Source organism: Photobacterium angustum (assembly GCF_003026365.1).
GTDB classification, from domain to species: domain Bacteria; phylum Pseudomonadota; class Gammaproteobacteria; order Enterobacterales; family Vibrionaceae; genus Photobacterium; species Photobacterium angustum.
Genome location: NZ_PYOM01000025.1, coordinates 60,741 through 79,758 on the forward strand (window position 1 = coordinate 60,741; position 19,018 = coordinate 79,758).

Below are 19,018 nucleotides of genomic sequence, written 5' to 3' on the forward strand. Positions count from 1 at the left end.
CAATGTCCAATAATTACGATTCATCAAGCATTAAGGTGCTTAAAGGCCTCGATGCGGTACGTAAGCGCCCAGGAATGTACATCGGTGATACCGATGATGGTACTGGCTTGCACCACATGGTTTTTGAGGTTGTCGATAACTCTATCGATGAAGCTCTTGCTGGTCACTGTGAAGATATCATTGTTACTATCCATGAAGATGGTTCGGTATCGGTAAGCGATGACGGTCGTGGTATTCCTACCGAGATGCACGAAGAAGAAGGTGTATCAGCAGCAGAAGTTATCATGACGGTACTTCACGCTGGTGGTAAGTTCGATGATAACTCTTACAAAGTATCAGGTGGTCTACACGGTGTAGGTGTATCAGTTGTAAACGCCTTATCTGAAAAAGTAGAGTTAACTATTCAACGTGCTGGTCACATTTACCAACAAGTATACCGTCATGGTGTACCTGATGCGCCATTAGCTGTGATCGGTGATACTGAAAAAACTGGTACACGAATCCGTTTTTGGCCAAGTGAAGACACCTTTACCAATATCGAATTCCACTACGATATTTTAGCAAAGCGTTTACGTGAGCTTTCATTCCTAAACTCTGGCGTATCAATCAACTTAAGTGATGAGCGTGAAGATGGTAAAGAAGATCACTTCATGTATGAAGGTGGTATTCGCGCATTCGTAGAGCACTTAAACCGTAACAAAACGCCAATTCATCCGAAGGTTTTCCACTTTGATAGTGAGCGTGATGACGGTATTTCGGTTGAAGTAGCAATGCAGTGGAACGACGGTTTCCAAGAAAGCATTTACTGCTTTACGAACAACATCCCTCAACGAGATGGTGGTACGCACTTAGCGGGTTTCCGTGGTGCGTTAACACGTACGCTGAACTCGTTCATGGATAAAGAAGGTTACTCGAAGAAAGCGAAAGCTGCGACATCCGGTGATGATGCCCGTGAAGGTTTAACGGCAGTTATCTCTGTGAAAGTGCCGGATCCTAAGTTCTCTAGCCAGACTAAAGACAAGCTAGTTTCAAGCGAAGTGAAAGCGGCTGTTGAATCTGCAATGAACGAAAAGCTTGCTGAGTTCCTATTAGAAAACCCAGCAGATGCGAAAACCGTGTGTACGAAGATCATCGATGCATCACGTGCGCGTGAAGCAGCACGTAAAGCGCGTGAAATGACACGTCGTAAAGGCGCATTAGATTTAGCGGGTCTACCAGGTAAACTTGCAGATTGTCAGGAAAAAGATCCTGCAGTATCTGAACTTTACATTGTGGAAGGGGACTCTGCTGGCGGTTCAGCCAAGCAGGGACGTAACCGTAAAAATCAGGCAATCCTACCGCTTAAAGGTAAGATCCTTAACGTAGAAAAAGCCCGTTTCGACAAGATGCTGTCTTCACAAGAAGTGGCAACACTTATCACGGCAATGGGCTGTGGTATCGGTCGTGACGAGTACAACCCAGATAAACTGCGTTACCACAACATCATTATCATGACCGATGCCGACGTCGATGGTTCGCATATTCGTACGCTACTATTGACCTTCTTCTACCGTCAAATGCCAGAGCTAATCGAGCGTGGTCACATTTATATTGCTCAGCCACCACTTTACAAAGTGAAGAAAGGTAAGCAAGAGCAATACATTAAAGATGATGAAGACATGAACCAGTACCAAACGACATTGGCACTGGATAACGCATCATTGTTTGCCAATGATGGCGCACCAGCAATGACGGGTACAGCATTAGAAAGTCTTGTTACTCAATATAATGCGGGTATTAAGTTAATTGAGCGTATGAGCCGTCGCTACCCATCATTGATGTTAAATGAGTTTGTATACCAACCTCGTTTAAGTACAGAGATGATGGCTGAAGAAGCACAAGTAGAAGCATGGTTAACACCATTGATTGCTGCACTTAATGCTAAACAATCCGGTGAAAGTCAGTACAGTTTCGAAGTTATCCGTGATGAAGAAAACAATGTGTACCTACCTAAAGTTGTGGTTCGTACTCACGGTGTTGATCACGAATACTTACTAAGCTTTGATTTACTGAATTCAAAAGAGTACGCGAAGATTGCAGATCTTTCTGAAGCATTAAACGGTTTACTTGATGACACTGCGTTTGTTCAACGTGGCGAGCGCAAACAAGCGGTTTCAAGCTTTAAAGGTGCATTGGAGTGGCTGAACAAAGAATCTCGTCGTGGTCTTTCTCTGCAGCGCTACAAAGGTCTGGGTGAGATGAACCCAGAGCAGCTTTGGGAAACAACGATGGATCCAGAATCCCGTCGTATGATGCAAGTAACGATCAATGATGCGGTTGCAGCAGATGAACTGTTTACCTGTCTAATGGGTGATCAGGTTGAACCTCGTCGTAACTTCATTGAAGAGAATGCACTGAAAGTTGCTAACCTTGACGTGTAGCACAAACGTATAGTTTGGCTTTCAAGCTTAATAAAAACGCCGCTAGTGATAGCGGCGTTTTTTATTTATCCATATTAACTAAAAAGCGGTTATTCTGCGTAAGCTTTAGCGACTTCTTCTGCAATCATCGTAATACCACGCTGCATTTCTTCATCATCTTGGACATAGTTCATGCGTAAGCATTCATGGCTATGTGCCCACTCATCTTGTAATCCGATAAAGAAATATTCACCAGGCACGATCAGTACGCCACGTTGTTTTAAGCGTTGATATAGTACCTTCGTGGTGATCGGTAAATCTTCAAACCATAGCCATAAGAAGATAGCGCCTTCAGGTTTGTGAATTTTAAATCGAGGATCGGGGATAGCTTGGCGCAGTAATTCAACGGCGCGTTGCGCCTTCTGATGATAAAACGGCTTAATCACGTTTTGGCTCAGTGGTAATAGTTCTTGCTGGTGGATCATTTTCGTTGCTACCGCAGGGCCAATACTACCAGGTGCTAAGTTGACGATACCATTGATGTTAGACAAAGCAGTAACCATGGCTTCATTGGCAATCACGATACCGCAGCGGACACCGGGTAACCCAAGTTTGGATAAGCTCATGCACAGAATGGTGTTGTCATCCCAAAATGGTGTTACATCTTCAAAAATAATATCAGGGAAGGGTAAGCCGTAAGCATTGTCGATAATTAATGGGATCTGGTGCTCTTTAGCCAGCGCTGCTAAATGATCAATTTCTTTATCTGTAAGTACATTGCCAGTTGGGTTAGTAGGACGAGAGGCGCAAATTGCTGCGATGCTGTCATCGATGACTAACTTGCTAAAATCGACATGATATTTAAAAAAGCCATCTTCCAACATGCTGATCGTAGGTTGGTACGAGATAAACATATCAGGGCTTAAACCAGCATCAGCGTAACCAATATATTCTGGTGATAACGGCAGTAATATCTTTTTATTTTTACCATTTTCAAATTCACCTGCCAGCAAGTTAAATAAACTGAAAAAGGCACTTTGACTGCCATTGGTTAAGACAATATTTTTCGCACTAATTTCCCAACCGTATTGTTGCTGCAACAGTGCTGCAAGCGCATCTAGAAAACGATTCTTACCTTGTGGGCCATCGTAGTTAGTCATCGACGCGGTAAGCTCACCAGTCGTTGCCATGTCTTTTAATAGCTCAGTAAAGTAGTGGTTCATGGCTGGGATTTGCGCCGGATTTCCACCACCGAGCATGATGGCATTGGGATTGGTGAGTCCATCGTTGAGATCTTGCATTAATAGGGTGATCCCAGAGTCGCCTGCAAACTTATTACCAAAGCGCGAAAAGTCCATTACGTTTACAACCTCAGTGTCGATATTAGTTCTTGATGTAAGTGCTATCAATATGATGGCTTATTGAGCGTAACATAACGTATTGTCCGGTTCAGAGAAAGTTGAAATATTATCGGTTGGTGATGGTCGGTGGTGTGGATTTCCTTGTATAGCAAAGAGATTGTATGCGTATTTAATAAAAGTAAAAAAGTGTTTCACATGAAACAATAGGTAAGATACAGCATAATCAGGGCGAAAAAAAACCACGCCGGAGCGTGGTTTTAGATAACGTTAACCAACCTTATTTTTGAAGTAGAGAGATATCTGCCACTTTCAAAAATTGGTTACGTAGTAGGTTAAGTAGTGCTAGACGATTAACTTTAAGTTTTTCGTCATCAGCCATAACCATTACGTTATCGAAGAATGCATCTACAGGCTCACGAAGTGAAGCAAGCTCTGTCAGTGCTGTTTGGTAATCGCCAGTAGCAAAGATAGGTTCAAGGGCTGTTACAACCGCTTCAACTTTTTCAGCTAGCTCTTTTTCGGCAGCTTCAACAAGTAGACTATTATCAACTGTAGTTGGTAGCTCACCGTCGAATTTCGCTAGGATGTTACCTACACGCTTATTCGCTGCTGCTAGTGATTCAGCTGCATCAAGCTCACGGAAGTGGCTTACCGCTTTAACACGCTTATCAAAATCTGCTGGTTGTGTAGGGTGCATCGCAAGTACAGCTTGGATAACATCAATGCTAAAGCCTGCATCTTGGTACCATGCACGGAAACGGCCAAGCATGAATTCAATGACATCAGAATCAACGTTGTTGTTGGTTAGCTTGCCACCAAATAGTGAATGCGCTTTCGCGACTAGATCAACTAAGTCTAAGTCGTAGCCGTTTTCAACGATGATACGTAGTACACCTAGTGATGCACGGCGTAGTGCGAATGGATCACTACCTTTTGGTGCTTGACCAATACCGAAGATACCCACAATCGTATCTAGCTTATCAGCCATAGCCACGGCTGATGATACTGGTGTGCTTGGTAGTTGATCGCCAGCAAAACGAGGCATGTATTGCTCGTTAAGGGCTAATGCAACATCTTCAGCTTCGCCGTCGTGACGGGCGTAGTGCATACCCATTACACCTTGCGTATCTGTAAATTCAAATACCATAGATGTCATTAGGTCACATTTCGCAAGTAGACCAGCACGCTTCGCGTTATCAACGTCTGCACCGATCTTGTCAGCAATGTAGCCAGCAAGCTCTGTGATGCGATCTGTCTTGTCTTTAATCGTACCCAATTGCTTTTGGAAAATCGCAGTCTCTAGTTGAGGTAGGCGATCAATCAATTTGCTCTTAAGGTCAGTATTAAAGAAGAACTCTGCATCCGCTAGACGAGGACGAACCACTTTCTCGTTACCCGAGATGATTTGGTTTGGATCGTTAGAGATGATGTTGGATACGAAGATGAACTTAGGCACAAGCTTGCCTTCAGCATCGTAAACAGGGAAGTACTTCTGATCGCCTTTCATTGTGTAAACTAAAGCTTCAGAAGGAACCTTTAAGAATTCCTCTTCAAAAGAAGCGGTTAGTACAACAGGCCACTCAACAAGAGAGGTCACTTCTTCAACAAGATCATCTTCAAGATCTGCAATACCGCCAACGGCTTCAGCTGCTTTTTTCGCATCAGCTAAAATGATCGCTTTACGCGCTTCATAATCAGCCATTACTTTACCGCGCTCTTCTAAGATAGCAGGGTATTGATCCGCGTTGTCGATAGTAAACTCAGCTTCACCCATGAAGCGGTGACCACGGATAGTACGTGCTGAAGCAACACCTAAAATAGTGCCTTCGATTAGCTCGTCACCCAATAGCATGGTCAGTGTTTTCACTGGACGGATAAACTGAGTTTCTTTATCACCCCAACGCATTGGACGTGGGATTGGTAGTTTAGCCAGTGCAGCAGCAGCCAGTTCAGGTAGTAGTGTTTGGGCTGGTTGGCCTTTGACTTCTTGCTTGAACAGTAACCATTCGCCTTTATCGGTAACCATGCGCTCTGCTTGATCAACCGTAATACCATTACCGCGAGCCCAGCCTTGAGCAGCTTTGGTTGGGTTTCCGTCAGCGTCGAATGCTGCTGATACCGCAGGTCCACGTTTTTCAACCACTTTGTCTGGCTGGTTTTCAGCAAGACCCGTTACTTTAAGGGCTAAACGACGAGGAGCAGCGTACCACTTGATACCATCATGAGGTAAATCTGCAGCTTTTAACTCTGCTTCAAAATTAGTAGCAAAAGCTTCTGCTAGGGTACGTAGTGCTGTTGGTGGTAACTCTTCCGTACCGAGTTCGATTAAGAAATTTTTCTGTGTCATGGCGATCCCTTACTTGTCTTTTTTACACATTGGGAAGCCAAGTGCTTCACGAGATGCGTAGTAAGCTTCAGCAACTTGTTTAGTTACGTTGCGGATACGCAAAATGTAACGTTGACGTTCAGTTACAGAGATCGCTTTACGTGCATCTAATAGGTTAAATGCATGAGCGGCTTTTAGAATACGCTCGTAAGCTGGCAACGGTAGCGGCTGCTCTAGCTCTAGAAGTTTGATTGATTCTTTTTCACATTGATCGAAGAATGTGAATAGGAAGTCGACATCAGCGTGCTCAAAGTTGTACGTTGATTGCTCAACTTCGTTTTGGTGGAAAATATCACCATAAGTCACTTTGCCTAAAGGACCGTCAGTCCATACTAGGTCGTACACAGAATCAACGTTCTGAATGTACATAGCAAGGCGCTCGATACCGTAAGTGATTTCACCTGTTACAGGTTTACACTCAAGGCCACCAACCTGCTGGAAGTAAGTAAACTGTGTTACTTCCATGCCGTTTAGCCAAACTTCCCAGCCAAGACCCCAAGCTCCCAGTGTCGGGTTTTCCCAGTTATCTTCAACAAAACGGATGTCGTGCACTTTAGTATCAATACCTAGTACTTCTAATGAGCCTAAGTACAGTTCTTGAATGTTGTCTGGTGATGGTTTTAGCATCACTTGGAACTGGTAGTAGTGCTGTAGACGGTTAGGGTTTTCGCCGTAACGACCGTCAGTTGGTCGGCGAGATGGTTGTACATACGCTGCTGCAATTGGTTCTGGACCTAGAGCACGTAAACATGTCATTGGGTGAGAAGTACCTGCGCCCACTTCCATGTCTAGGGGTTGCACAATAGTACAACCTTGTTGGCCCCAGTAATCCTGCAGCGCGAGGATCATGCCCTGAAAGGTTTTAATATCGTATTTCTGCATTGTCAGCTTCGCGAGATTAGTGGATTAAAAAGAGTAATAATCCAGTATACCTCGCCAACTCTGAGGCGAGTAGGGGCATTGCGTATTTTTTACACATCTATGGGGGGATTTACTAAAATTCTTTCAGCTTTGTCCTTTTTTGTTTTGTATCAAGGGAATTTTTACATTCTTTTGATGCCTCATATACCGTTGTTGATTACAATACGCAAAAAGTATTATTGGGTTTAATGGCCTAGTAGCATAAATTTCAATTTTTTCGATTCTCGGATCGAGTATACGGATACTTAAAAAGATGGCTCAAATTCAAGCAATGGCATCTAAAAAGTGGGTGCGCGCTGCAGTACTTTCAGTTGTAGCTTCTGTAACTATGGCTGGTTGTTCAACAGTAAATCCTTACACGGGTGAATCTCAAACGGCTAAAGGTACGAGTGGTTCTATCATTGGTGCACTTGCTGGTGCTGCGATTGGTGTTGCTTCATCTAGCAAGCATGACCGTGGTAAAGGTGCATTAATTGGTGCTGCGTCTGGTGCCGCACTTGGCGGTGGTATTGGTTACTACATGGATGTACAAGAAGCTAAACTTCGTAAGCAGTTATCTTCATCAGGCATTACCGTAACTCGTAACGGCGATAACATTGTATTGAATATGCCAAACGAAATTACGTTTGGTTTTGATCAGGCAAACTTAAATGATCGTGCGATGAATGCTCTGCATAACGTAGCGATTGTGGCTAAAGAATACGAAAAAACACAGTTAAATGTATTAGGTTTTACTGATAGCAAAGGTGCAGCGTCTTACAATCTTCGCCTATCTCAAGTTCGTGCAGATGCTGTTGCTAACTACTTAATCCGTCAAGGTGTGAATGCTAACCGTGTGGTTTCTCAAGGTCGTGGTGAGTCTAACCCAATCGCATCTAATAGTACTGCGAACGGTCGTGCGCAAAACCGTCGTGTAGAAATTATTCTTTCTCCACTTGGTTAATTATTACGTTTAGTGTAATCAAACGGTGAGCGCTGGCTCACCGTTTTTGTATCTATAGAATGATCATTAATGGTTAAAATACCCGCTTTTCTTTGTTACACTTAGCTTTCCTTTGGGGAGTAGCCTCTCGCACCTTGCGAGATAATTATCAACATAATCGAAGCAAAATCTTCGTGGTAATTATGATTTACCCAGCACGGTAAATTTGGCAAGACCAACGGCAAACAACACAAACCGGGGTGGGAGTGTATGTTTGCTATTGGTATCAATAATTCCCGCCCCAGAGAGTATGTTGTGAGTGTTTTAGCTGTTTCTATTACGTCTGTTGCTTTAGCCGAAATTGGTGATAAGACCCAACTTTTATCCTTACTGTTAGCCAGTCGATACCGTAAGCCTTTTCCCATTATTTGTGCCATTTTTCTGGCGACTATCGTTAATCATGCATTAGCTGCATGGCTTGGTGTCGCTATTGCTGATTACTTAACGCCGAATATTTTAAAGTGGGTGTTAGTGGTGAGTTTTATTTTAATGGCTGGCTGGATCCTAATTCCCGATAAACTCGATGATGAAGAAAAATTATCAAATCGAGGTCCTTTCATTGCTAGTTTTATTGCGTTCTTTATCGCGGAAATTGGTGATAAAACCCAAATCGCTACGACGATGCTAGGGGCGAAGTACCATGATGCACTAATGTGGGTTGTGCTTGGTACGACGATTGGAATGTTATTGGCCAATGTACCCGTAGTTCTTATTGGTAAGTTATCAGCTGAAAAAATGCCGTTAGGACTGATACGTAAAATTACTGCTGCGCTCTTTATTTTCTTAGCTGTAGGTGCTGCGTTTGGTATGTAGATATCACTGAACGTTTCATGTGAAACATGACTTTATTACCCTGCAGGAATCAGTGTTTTGTTTCATTATGATGAAGTGTGATAGCACTATAAGAAGCGTTAATTCTCTCATGCTAGAGTAAATGAAGTGATGTCATTTGTTCGTTTCGCTGTAATTGCAGGAGGGAGTATGGCTCAGTTTCTCGCGATATCGCTGAAAAGCCAATGTTGGTTATTTCACTTGGCATTGGTGCTGAATATCTTTGGTATGCTCTTAACGGATATGTGGCTCCCTATGGTAGTAGGGGCGCTTGTTACCTTATATTTGGCGTTAGATTCATTAGTTCGATTGCGTTATGTCTTACCGCTTAAAAAAGAAATACGTGATTTGCATCATGAGTTAGCAGCACTTCGTCAAAAAATGAATGATGTGTAGTGTTCTTTAACATTAGAGATAATGTGATAGTAATTAAAAAGGCAGCCTAATTTAAAGGGCTGCCTTTTTTGTTCTTTATCTTGGTATTTTTGTCAGTGCTTAGTTGGTGCCTTTTTGGATCAAAAAGCGATAAGGAACGCTTTCTGTTTCTGCAGCAAGCAGTGTGTGATCCATAAAGCGGCAAAAACTGGGAATATCGCGGGTCGTTGACGGATCGTCAGCCAATACCAATAGGGTTTCGCCTTCGGCCATTTTCCTTACCGTTTTACGAACCATCATCACAGGCTCAGGGCAGCGTAGTCCTTGTGCTTCTAGGCTGTGGGTCGGATTATCAAAAATAGCAGTCATAACATACACATCTTATTAGTAAGTGGTAGATCATACTTATGGACAAGAATTAATCAATAACACTTGGCAAATCAAGATATACTGTGTAACGTAATTAACAAGTTATTAACTTTTCTTTCTGAAGGATTAGGGGGAAGTAGTATGCTGACATCAATGGATAGACTGACAATTTATGCAGTGCTGTGTTTTATCTCGTTCTGCACCATCATGTTAACCAGTTCAAATGATATGGGCATTTTTGCTATTGGCGGCCTGTTTTCAGCGGCTCTTGGATTATGGTTTGAACTGACTAGCGATGCTGAATTGGAAGAAGAAAACTAATTTATTCATAACCAACACCCATCATCTTGGGTTTTCCCGCGATTAAAGCGGGATTTTTTTTATCTATCCCCTCATAATATTGCCACATTTGATTAATTCCGAGTCCCAGAGAGCCTGATGGAACTAGAAGAAGTTTATCGTCGTGACTTAAATTTGTTGGTAGCACTGAAAGTTCTTTTGGATGAAGGAAGCGTTAGTCGTGCCGCTGTTCGTTTGAATTTAAGCCAATCAGCCATGAGCCGCGTGTTAGGTCGATTACGTGATTTATTACATGATCCCTTATTTACCCGACAGGGGCAGGCATTAATTCCGACTCAACGTGCATTAGAGATCAATGAGCAGTTAAATGATCCCTTGGAGTCGCTTCGTCTTTTATTAACACCTAATGATTTTCAACCTAGCCAGTGTGATCAGCGATTTAAAATTGCGACAACAGACTATGCGATGCAAACCATTTTACCTTTTGCTTTGCCGCGAATTTATCAAGAAGCACCACATATCTCATTAGAGTTTGCACCACTGCAACATGATCATTTACTGGGACAATTGACTAGTAATGGTTGTGACATGGCGATTTGTCGCCCTGTTGGAGATATTGATTCACTTTGTCACCAGCAGTTAGGTTTAGTGAGTGTGTTTTGTTTACTAGCATCCGATCACCCGTTAGCTAATAAGCCCTTAACCTTTGATGATTACCTGACGTACCCTCATGCCATGATAGCGATTAGTGATGGGGTTAAATCATTAATTGATGATGAGTTGCGTGGCTACCCTGAACCTAAAATGGTGTTACGGGCTTACCACTTAGAAGCGGCACTAGCGATTCTAAAGATCATGCCGCTGATTATTACCGTTCCTGCCGATCTTGCGTATTTAGTCGCAGAACGTTATGACTTGGTGGTTAAACCGCTGCCGTTTGAGTTTAAACCTTTTGATTACTCTCTTATTTGGCACTCGCGGTGTGAGCATTCAGCATCGCAAATATGGCTACGTAATATTATTAAAGAAGAGTGTAGTCGGCTGATTGATTCGCGGATCCTTGATATGGGCTTAATAAAATAGCAGATAACAAAAAGGCCAGCACAATGGCTGACCTTAGTTGGTGTAGGGGTTATCGATTAAAGCTTGATAACGACACGACCTGTGATTTGACCATTAGTGATCGCTTCAGCACATTCTGCAACTTCTTCAAGTTCTACTTCGCGACAAGCTTGTTCAAAGTAGCTTGCTGGTAGAATTTCAGATAGGCGTTGCCATGCTTGTTGACGTTTCTCGAACGGACACATTACAGAATCTACACCTTGTAAGCGAACGTTACGAAGAATAAATGGCATTACTGTTGTTGGTAAATCGAAACCGCCAGCAAGACCACAAATTGCAACCGCACCATTGTAGTTAATTTGGCTCAATACTTTTGCCAACACTTTGCTACCAACAGTATCAATAGCACCAGCCCATAGTTGTTTATCTAATGGGCGAGCAGGCTCTTCAAATACACTACGCTCAATAATTGTTGTTGCGCCAAGCTTTTTCAGTAGGTCGCCGTTAACTTCTGCGCGACCTGTCACTGCCGCTACTTTATAGCCTAGTTGAGAAAGTAAAGTCACAGCAACTGAGCCAACACCGCCACTTGCACCTGTAACTAAAATTTCACCGTCTTCTGGCTTTATATCAGCATCAATAAGCGCTTGGACACAAAGCATGGCTGTTAAGCCTGCAGTACCAATCATCATGGCTTGTTTGCCATCGAATTTTTCTGGTAGAGGTACTAACCAATCTGCTTTTAGGCGTGCTTTTTCTGCCATGCCACCCCAGTGGCCTTCACCAACACCCCAGCCAGTTAAGACAACTTTATCACCAGCTTGGTAGCGGTCATCTGAAGATTCAGTGACTGTACCCGTTAAATCAACACCTGGAACCATTGGGAATTGACGAACAATGCGACCTTTACCGGTGATCGCTAAACCATCTTTGTAATTCAGTGAAGAGTAATCAACATTAATTAATACATCACCTTCAGGAAGATCTGATGTTTCTAGCTGACGAATACCTGCAATTGTTTTTTTATCTTCTTGTTCTAGTACGAGTGCTTTAAACATAGCAATGCTCCGGTAAATTCATGTTCGACAGTGAATGTAAGGTAAGTGTATATCGGCTTTTAGTGATGAATAAAATGAAACTTAATCATGGCATGTATGTACACTTAGCATATATTCGTTGAAATCGTCTTTATCTTTTAGATAGATAGTCTGATTGAGTATATCGCTAATATAAAAAATAAATAGCGAGAATAAAAAAAGCTTACCGTGAGGGTAAGCTTTTTGTGTCAATGGTGTGTCTATTATTCTACGCGTTCAAAAATGGTAGCAATACCTTGGCCTAAACCAATACACATGGTGGCTAAACCAAACTCAACGTCATGACTTTCCATTAAGTTTATCAATGTGGTTGAAATACGAGAGCCTGAACAGCCAAGAGGGTGCCCAAGTGCAATCGCACCGCCATTAAGATTGACTTTTTCATCCATTTTATCGAGTAGACCTAAGTCTTTTGCGCAAGGGAGCGATTGCGCTGCAAAGGCTTCATTGAGTTCTATCATTCCGATGTCATCGATGGTTAAGCCTGCTCGTTGAAGTGCTTTTTGAGTGGCAGGTACAGGGCCATAGCCCATAATAGAAGGATCGCAGCCTGCAACGGCCATTGATTTTACGCGTGCACGAATACGTAGCCCTAAATCACGGGCATGTTGCTCATCCATTAATAGCATAGCGGATGCGCCATCAGATAAGGCTGAAGAGGTGCCTGCGGTAACCGTGCCATTGACAGGATCGAATACAGGGCGAAGCTGACTCAATGTTTCGACGGTTGTTTCAGGACGAATAACTTCATCGGTTTCAAAGCGCTTTAAAATCCCATCGCTATCGTGACCTTCAGTGGCGAATATTTCGTTATTAAATCGTCCTTCAACTGTGGCTGCGTAAGCTCGTTGATGGGAGCGTGCAGCAAAGGCATCTTGCATTTCTCGACTGATACCATGCATGCGTCCTAACATTTCAGCGGTTAGTCCCATCATACCTGCTGCTTTTGCAACGGATTTTGACAATCCAGGGTGGAAATCAACACCATGGTTCATTGGTACATGTCCCATGTGTTCAACGCCACCGATAATGCACGTTTTCGCGTCACCAACCATGATTGCACGGGTGGCATCATGTATCGCTTGCATTGATGAACCACATAGGCGATTGACCGTCGTAGCACCAACTGAATGGGGAATACCTGCTAAAAGTGCTGCATTACGTGCGACATTAAAACCTTGCTCTAAGGTTTGCTGCACACAGCCCCAGTAAATATCTTCAATATTGTTTGGGTCGAGTTGTGGGTTGCGCTCAAGCAAACCTTTCATTAAGTGAGCAGAAAGATCTTCGGCGCGAACGTTTCTATAAGCCCCAGCTTTTGAACGTCCCATCGGGGTGCGGATACAATCAACAATTACAACGTTATTCATAATGATATCCTCATCCTTAAGCGTTCAGGTTAGTGGTATGGTTATAGTACGTTTCGCCTTTAGTGGCTTTTTCTCGTAGTCCTTTTGGTACTTCATACAATGCACCTAATTCAGCATACTGATCGGCCAGTGCAACATAATTGGCAAGTCCTAAGCTATCAAGGTAACGGAACACACCACCTCTAAATGGTGGGAAACCTAAACCGTACACTAACGCCATATCGGCTTCGGCTGGCGTGGCGATAATGTTTTCTTCTAAACAACGCACCACTTCATTAATCATAGGGATCATCATACGAGCGATAATAGCATCGCTGGTGAACGCTGTACTTGGTTGGCAAACAGGGGCAAGAAGTGCCTCTGTCTTATCTGAAACAGCTTTTTTCGGTTTACCTTTACGATCGATAGAGTAGCTAAAGAAACCATGGCCATTTTTCTGACCGAAACGCTGTGCTTCAAACATCACATCAATGGCATCTTTACCGTTTTTCCCCATACGATCAGGGAAACCTTCGGCCATGACCGCTTGCGCGTGATGAGCCGTATCAATGCCGACAACATCGAGTAGGTAAGCTGGACCCATTGGCCAACCAAACTCTTTTTCCATGACTTTATCGATTTGGATGTAATCAGCACCATCTTTAAGCAATAAGCTAAAGCCAGCAAAGTAAGGGAAGAGCACGCGGTTCACAAAGAACCCTGGGCAGTCATTAACAACAATTGGCGATTTACCCATTTTCGCAGCATAAGCGACAACGCGATCGATGGTCTCTTCCGATGTTTTTTCACCGCGAATTATCTCAACTAATGGCATGCGATGAACGGGGTTGAAAAAGTGCATACCACAGAAATTTTCAGGGCGTTTAAGTGATTTGGCTAGTAGGTTAATTGGAATAGTTGAGGTATTTGAAGCAATCACGGTGTCGTCGGTTACTTGGTTTTCAACATCAGCTAAAACCGCCGCTTTTACTTTTGGATTTTCAACAACTGCCTCTACTACGATATCGACACTGTCTGCGCCAGCGTAATGTAAACTCGGAGTAATGGATGACAGAACCGAAGCCATTTTTAAACCATCAATACGCTTACGCTCAAGTTGTTTATTTAACAGCTTGGCTGCTTCATTCATGCCTAAGCTTAATGATGCTTCAGCAATATCTTTCATTAAAACAGGCGTGCCTTTTAGCGCTGATTGATAGGCGATACCACCACCCATAATACCTGCGCCTAATACCATGGCGTGCTCTGTCGGTTTTGCTGTTTTTGCTGCTTTTTTGGCTTGGCTTTTAATATATTGATCGTTTAAGAAAATGCTGACTAATGCTTGAGCAACATCGGTTTTGGCTAATTGAACAAAATGCTGGTTTTCTATCACTAATGCTTCATCTCGAGAGCATCGTGCGGCTTTTTCGATAGTCGCCACAGCAGCCATAGGTGCAGGGTAATGTTTACCCGCGACTTTGGCGACCATACCTTTGGCTGTCGAGAAGCTCATAGTGGCTTCTATTTTATTAAGCGAGAGCGGTGCTTGTTTTTGTTGTCGACGTTGTTGCCAATCTAGTTTTCCTTCAATCGCACTTTTTATCATTGCCAGTGCGGCGCACTTCAAGTTGTCAGTTTCAACAACAGCATCAACCAGTCCTAACTTTAAAGCGTCTTGTGCTTTCTTATCTTTACCTGCGGTAATGATTTCCATTGCTGAATCAGCACCAATTAAACGTGGCAGTCTTACTGTGCCGCCAAAGCCCGGCATGATCCCCAGCTTGGTTTCAGGCAGGCCAATACGCGCTTTGGTGTCAGCAACACGAAAATCTGTAGCGAGTACACACTCACAACCGCCACCTAACGCATAACCATTAATGGCTGAAAGCGTTGGTACTGGGAGATCTTCAAGCTTATTAAAGATGTCATTGGCATGAGAAAGCCATTGTGAGAGCTCTTGCTCAGGCTTGGCAAATAGTCCGAGAAACTCAGTAATATCTGCACCGACAATAAAGGCTTCTTTTGCAGAGGTAATAATTACCCCTTTTAAATCGGGTTGTTGATACAACGCATTAAGTGCTTGATTGAAGCTTTCCAGTGTCGAAATATTGAATTTATTCACTGGGCCTTGAGCATTAAGGTTGATCTCCGCAATACCATCTTCCAGATAGCTAACGGATAGGGTTTCACCTTGGTAAATCATGTTCTATCTCCATATGTTCCAGTCTACGCTGGATTTGGTTTGATTTAACTGGTTTGACCTGTTGTAGGTATAAGCTAAGTGTGAACCCTAAAAGAAACAAATTCAAACACTAATTTAAACATTTGTTTAACATTTATGATGAATGACTCAACTTCAAGACAAGGTGTGAGTTGACGCATGGCGTAATAACAGGGTGTTAACGACAGCACTATGAGATAGAGAGGAATGTGGTATCCTGCCTCCCCTTTATCATTAAGGCGTAAATAATGTCGAATTCTGAACCTTATCTTGTTCCTACTGCAGAAGTGATATTTGAAGAAGAGATCAAGAAAAGTCGCTTTATTACTTATTTAGCGCATACCCCTAATATTGACGCCGCAAAACAGTTCGTACAGCAAGTTAAAGAGCGTCACCATGATGCGCGCCATAATTGTTGGGCATTTGTCGCTGGTCGCCCTAGTGACTCAATGAAATGGGGGTTTAGTGATGATGGCGAACCATCAGGCACTGCTGGTAAGCCGATATTGGCACAACTAACAGGTTCTGGTGTTGGTGAAATTACCGCTGTTGTAACACGTTACTATGGTGGTATTCGTTTAGGTACCGGTGGGTTAGTAAAAGCTTATGGTGGCGGGGTACAACAAGCCCTGACATTACTCGAAACAAAAGAAAAAGTGATCACATCAACATTGCATTTGAGTTGTGAATATAATCAAGTGTCTTTGGTTGAATCATTATTAAGTGAATACAATGGCACTCAGTTACATGCCGATTATGGTAATCAAGTCACTATGCAGATAGAGCTAGATAATCGTATAGTGGAAGAGTTTCGTGCCAAATTAACCAATCGTAGTGGCGGGCGCATCATTGCAGGCTCGGCTTCAGATACATAATCATTTCCATATAAAGGTGAGAGCCGCTTAGGCCATGCAATTTCGTTCAATTATTCGAATCGTCGGGCTATTGCTCGCGTTATTTAGTGTCACCATGCTTATCCCAGCACTGGTGGCATTGATCTATCGTGATGGTGCGGTTTTCCCGTTTGTCGTGACGTTCTTTATTCTTATTACGGGTGGTGGCTTATTGTGGCTACCAAACCGACAACATCGCCATGAACTAAAAGCTCGAGACGGTTTTCTTATTGTCGTCTTATTTTGGGTGGTTATTGGTAGTGCGGGTGCCATCCCATTTTTATTATCTAAAACACCTGATTTGTCAGTCGCAGACTCCTTTTTTGAATCATTTTCCGCGCTGACAACCACAGGAGCGACCGTTATTGTCGGTCTTGACTATCTGCCTAAAGCGATTTTGTTTTATCGCCAGTTATTACAGTGGTTTGGTGGTATGGGGATCATCGTACTTGCCGTCGCTATTTTACCCGTACTGGGTATCGGTGGTATGCAGCTATATCGAGCAGAAATTCCGGGACCGGTAAAAGACAGTAAGATGACGCCGCGTATTGCTGAGACAGCAAAAACCTTGTGGTATATCTATCTTGCTTTAACCATTGCTTGTGCACTCGCATTTTGGTTAGCTGGGATGTCAGCTTTTGATGCTGTCTCACATAGCTTCTCAACTATCGCTATTGGTGGTTTTTCTACCCACGATGCGAGTATCGGGTATTTTAATAGCCCCACGATTAACATGATCACCGTGGTGTTTCTTTTAATTTCAGCGTGTAATTTTTCTTTGCACTTTGCAGCCTTCGGTAATGGTGGCGTGCACTTAAGAACCTATTGGCGTGATCCTGAGTTTCGTGCATTTCTTGGAGCGCAGGTGATTTTATTTGGTATCTGTTTTGGTTTGTTACTCAAACATAGCCCTTATGATTCCTACTTTACGGCGTTTGATCAGGCGTTATTCCAAACCGTATCTATCTCAACTACCGCAGGGTTTACGACCACAGGGTTTTCTGACTGGCCGCTTTTCTTACCTGTGCTGCTTTTATTCTCTTCATTTATAGGAGGATGTGCAGGCTCAACGGGTGGCGGTATGAAAGTGATAAGAATTTTACTGCTGTCTTTGCAAGGTGTACGTGAATTGAAACGTCTTGTTCACCCGCGTGCGGTTTACACGATTAAGCTGGGTAGTAAAGCATTACCCCAGCGAGTCGTGGATGCTGTGTGGGGGTTTTTCTCGGCTTACGCCTTAGTGTTTGTGGTTTGCATGTTGGCATTAATCGCGACTGGGCTTGATGAGCTGACTGCATTCTCAGCTGTTGCAGCCACACTTAATAATTTAGGCCCCGGTTTAGGGGAAGTCGCAGTCCACTTTGGTGAAGTTAATGATTCCGCAAAATGGATATTAATTATTGCGATGTTATTTGGTCGATTAGAAGTCTTTACATTATTAGTTTTATTTACACCGACATTCTGGCGTAACTAAAGGAGTACTTATGGAAAAGGTATTGTTGCTGCATTCTAGTTGTGAAGGGCAAACCAAGAAAATTTTAAATCATATTGAGCAACAATTAGGTGATCAGTACCACTGTGATTATATAGACATTCACAGTGAGCCCAATGTTGATTTTAGTTTGTATGATCGTGTGCTTGTTGGCGCCTCTATTCGTTATGGTCACTTCAATAAGAAACTGTATCGCTTTATCAATAAATACCAACAAGAACTATCACAATATAATGTTGCTTTCTTTTGTGTGAATCTTACTGCGCGTAAAGAAGGCAAAGATACGCCAGAGGGCAGTGCTTATATTAAGAAGTTCTTAATTAAGTCGCCATGGCACCCTGTGTTAATCGGCGTTTTTGCTGGTGCACTAAGATATCCCCGTTATAACTTCTTTGATCGCACAATGATTAAGTTGATTATGAAAATCACAGGTGGAGAAACAGATACGACGAAAGAAGTGGAATACACGGATTGGAATAAAGTGAGCGATTTTGCTGCGCAATTTAAGCAGCAAAGGAATGAAAAATAGAGAGTTGGTTGCTTTTTGATCTAAAGTGCTCTTTTTTAAAAGAAAAGTTAATTATTACTTGCTAAGCCTCATTTTGTCTCTATAATGCCGCCACATCGACACGATAACGGCTTCCAGTAAGGATTTCGGAAAGTGACGATAGGATGAAAGATTTAATAAAATAAGTTGAAAAAAGTGTTTGACACGACAGCTTATTTCGCTAGAATGGCCATCCACTTCAACGAAAGCCTGAAACGTTCAAAAGTTTTAGTTTCGCTGGAGGTTGTTCTTTAACAATTTGACCATGCAATCTGTGTGGGCACTCGTTGAAAAGTTAAGTCAAAAGATTTATCAATGATACTAGTGACCAATACAAATAACTTCGGTTATTTGGCACAGTCAATTCAAATATCCTAACTAGCTTCTAGTTAGCGGTATTTTAACAGTATTCATTGAGCCGGTCGAAAGA

At 42.8% G+C, this 19,018-nt stretch carries 16 protein-coding genes and 1 riboswitch; of the genes, 9 read left to right on the forward strand and 7 right to left on the reverse strand.

Annotated elements, in window-relative coordinates; all coding sequences use genetic code 11:
• The first annotated feature begins 2 nt into the window (after positions 1-2).
• The gene (gyrB, locus tag CTN01_RS20445) at positions 3-2,420 is read left to right on the forward strand and encodes a DNA topoisomerase (ATP-hydrolyzing) subunit B (RefSeq protein ID WP_045084638.1); all 2,418 of its coding nucleotides are present in this window, start codon (positions 3-5) and stop codon (positions 2,418-2,420) included.
• Positions 2,421-2,509: 89 nt separating this feature from the next.
• On the opposite strand, the gene CTN01_RS20450 is transcribed toward gyrB, so the two are convergent.
• From CTN01_RS20450 to glyQ, 3 genes are all read right to left on the reverse strand, one after another.
• Complete coding sequence (locus tag CTN01_RS20450) at positions 2,510-3,757, reverse strand: valine--pyruvate transaminase (protein ID WP_045150130.1); 1,248 nt, start codon at positions 3,755-3,757, stop codon at positions 2,510-2,512.
• Positions 3,758-4,037: 280 nt separating this feature from the next.
• Positions 4,038-6,107, reverse strand: coding sequence for a glycine--tRNA ligase subunit beta (gene glyS, locus CTN01_RS20455; protein ID WP_045150131.1), 2,070 nt, complete (start codon positions 6,105-6,107; stop codon positions 4,038-4,040).
• Positions 6,108-6,116: 9 nt separating this feature from the next.
• The gene (gene glyQ, locus CTN01_RS20460; RefSeq protein ID WP_005372243.1) at positions 6,117-7,028 is read right to left on the reverse strand and encodes a glycine--tRNA ligase subunit alpha; all 912 of its coding nucleotides are present in this window, start codon (positions 7,026-7,028) and stop codon (positions 6,117-6,119) included.
• 292 nt (positions 7,029-7,320) lie between these two features.
• Between glyQ and CTN01_RS20465 the strand changes: the two genes are divergently transcribed.
• The 3 genes from CTN01_RS20465 to CTN01_RS20475 all read left to right on the forward strand — a co-directional run bounded on the left by CTN01_RS20465 (position 7,321) and on the right by CTN01_RS20475 (position 9,276).
• Positions 7,321-8,010 (forward strand): YiaD family glycine zipper/OmpA-like lipoprotein, encoded by a 690-nt coding sequence (locus CTN01_RS20465; RefSeq protein WP_045084641.1) that lies wholly within the window; start codon positions 7,321-7,323, stop codon positions 8,008-8,010.
• Between the two features lie 109 nt (positions 8,011-8,119).
• Positions 8,120-8,217: riboswitch (yybP-ykoY riboswitch) on the forward strand.
• Between the two features lie 87 nt (positions 8,218-8,304).
• On the forward strand, positions 8,305-8,862 hold the full coding sequence (locus CTN01_RS20470) for a TMEM165/GDT1 family protein (protein WP_045128922.1): 558 nt from the start codon (positions 8,305-8,307) through the stop codon (positions 8,860-8,862).
• Between the two features lie 168 nt (positions 8,863-9,030).
• On the forward strand, positions 9,031-9,276 hold the full coding sequence (locus tag CTN01_RS20475; protein WP_045084642.1) for a hypothetical protein: 246 nt from the start codon (positions 9,031-9,033) through the stop codon (positions 9,274-9,276).
• Positions 9,277-9,375: 99 nt separating this feature from the next.
• On the opposite strand, the gene tusA is transcribed toward CTN01_RS20475, so the two are convergent.
• The gene (tusA, locus tag CTN01_RS20480) at positions 9,376-9,624 is read right to left on the reverse strand and encodes a sulfurtransferase TusA (protein ID WP_005372237.1); all 249 of its coding nucleotides are present in this window, start codon (positions 9,622-9,624) and stop codon (positions 9,376-9,378) included.
• Positions 9,625-9,765: 141 nt separating this feature from the next.
• Between tusA and CTN01_RS20485 the strand changes: the two genes are divergently transcribed.
• Positions 9,766-9,945, forward strand: a complete 180-nt coding sequence (locus CTN01_RS20485) for a hypothetical protein (protein WP_005372235.1) — start codon at positions 9,766-9,768, stop codon at positions 9,943-9,945.
• A 117-nt stretch (positions 9,946-10,062) separates the two neighbouring features.
• Complete coding sequence (locus CTN01_RS20490; RefSeq protein WP_005372234.1) at positions 10,063-11,007, forward strand: LysR family transcriptional regulator; 945 nt, start codon at positions 10,063-10,065, stop codon at positions 11,005-11,007.
• Positions 11,008-11,063: 56 nt separating this feature from the next.
• Here the strand turns inward: CTN01_RS20490 and acuI are convergent, their stop codons facing one another.
• The 3 genes from acuI to fadB form a co-directional block, all read right to left on the reverse strand.
• Positions 11,064-12,044 carry an acrylyl-CoA reductase (NADPH) gene (gene acuI, locus CTN01_RS20495; protein WP_045084643.1) on the reverse strand — a complete coding sequence of 327 codons (981 nt, stop codon included), beginning with the start codon at positions 12,042-12,044 and terminating at the stop codon, positions 11,064-11,066.
• A gap of 242 nt (positions 12,045-12,286) precedes the next feature.
• A complete protein-coding gene (gene fadA / locus CTN01_RS20500; protein WP_005372232.1) occupies positions 12,287-13,453 on the reverse strand; it encodes an acetyl-CoA C-acyltransferase FadA in 1,167 nt (388 codons plus the stop codon).
• 16 nt (positions 13,454-13,469) lie between these two features.
• Complete coding sequence (fadB, locus tag CTN01_RS20505; RefSeq protein ID WP_045150132.1) at positions 13,470-15,638, reverse strand: fatty acid oxidation complex subunit alpha FadB; 2,169 nt, start codon at positions 15,636-15,638, stop codon at positions 13,470-13,472.
• A gap of 266 nt (positions 15,639-15,904) precedes the next feature.
• Here fadB and CTN01_RS20510 point away from each other — a divergent pair, with 266 nt between their 5' ends.
• The 3 genes from CTN01_RS20510 to hemG are packed head-to-tail and all read left to right on the forward strand — an operon-like array spanning position 15,905 to position 18,570.
• Complete coding sequence (locus CTN01_RS20510; RefSeq protein WP_045084645.1) at positions 15,905-16,531, forward strand: YigZ family protein; 627 nt, start codon at positions 15,905-15,907, stop codon at positions 16,529-16,531.
• 34 nt (positions 16,532-16,565) lie between these two features.
• The gene (locus CTN01_RS20515; protein ID WP_045128918.1) at positions 16,566-18,023 is read left to right on the forward strand and encodes a TrkH family potassium uptake protein; all 1,458 of its coding nucleotides are present in this window, start codon (positions 16,566-16,568) and stop codon (positions 18,021-18,023) included.
• 10 nt (positions 18,024-18,033) lie between these two features.
• Positions 18,034-18,570, forward strand: a complete 537-nt coding sequence (gene hemG, locus CTN01_RS20520; RefSeq protein ID WP_005372227.1) for a menaquinone-dependent protoporphyrinogen IX dehydrogenase — start codon at positions 18,034-18,036, stop codon at positions 18,568-18,570.
• Positions 18,571-19,018: the final 448 nt, after the last annotated feature.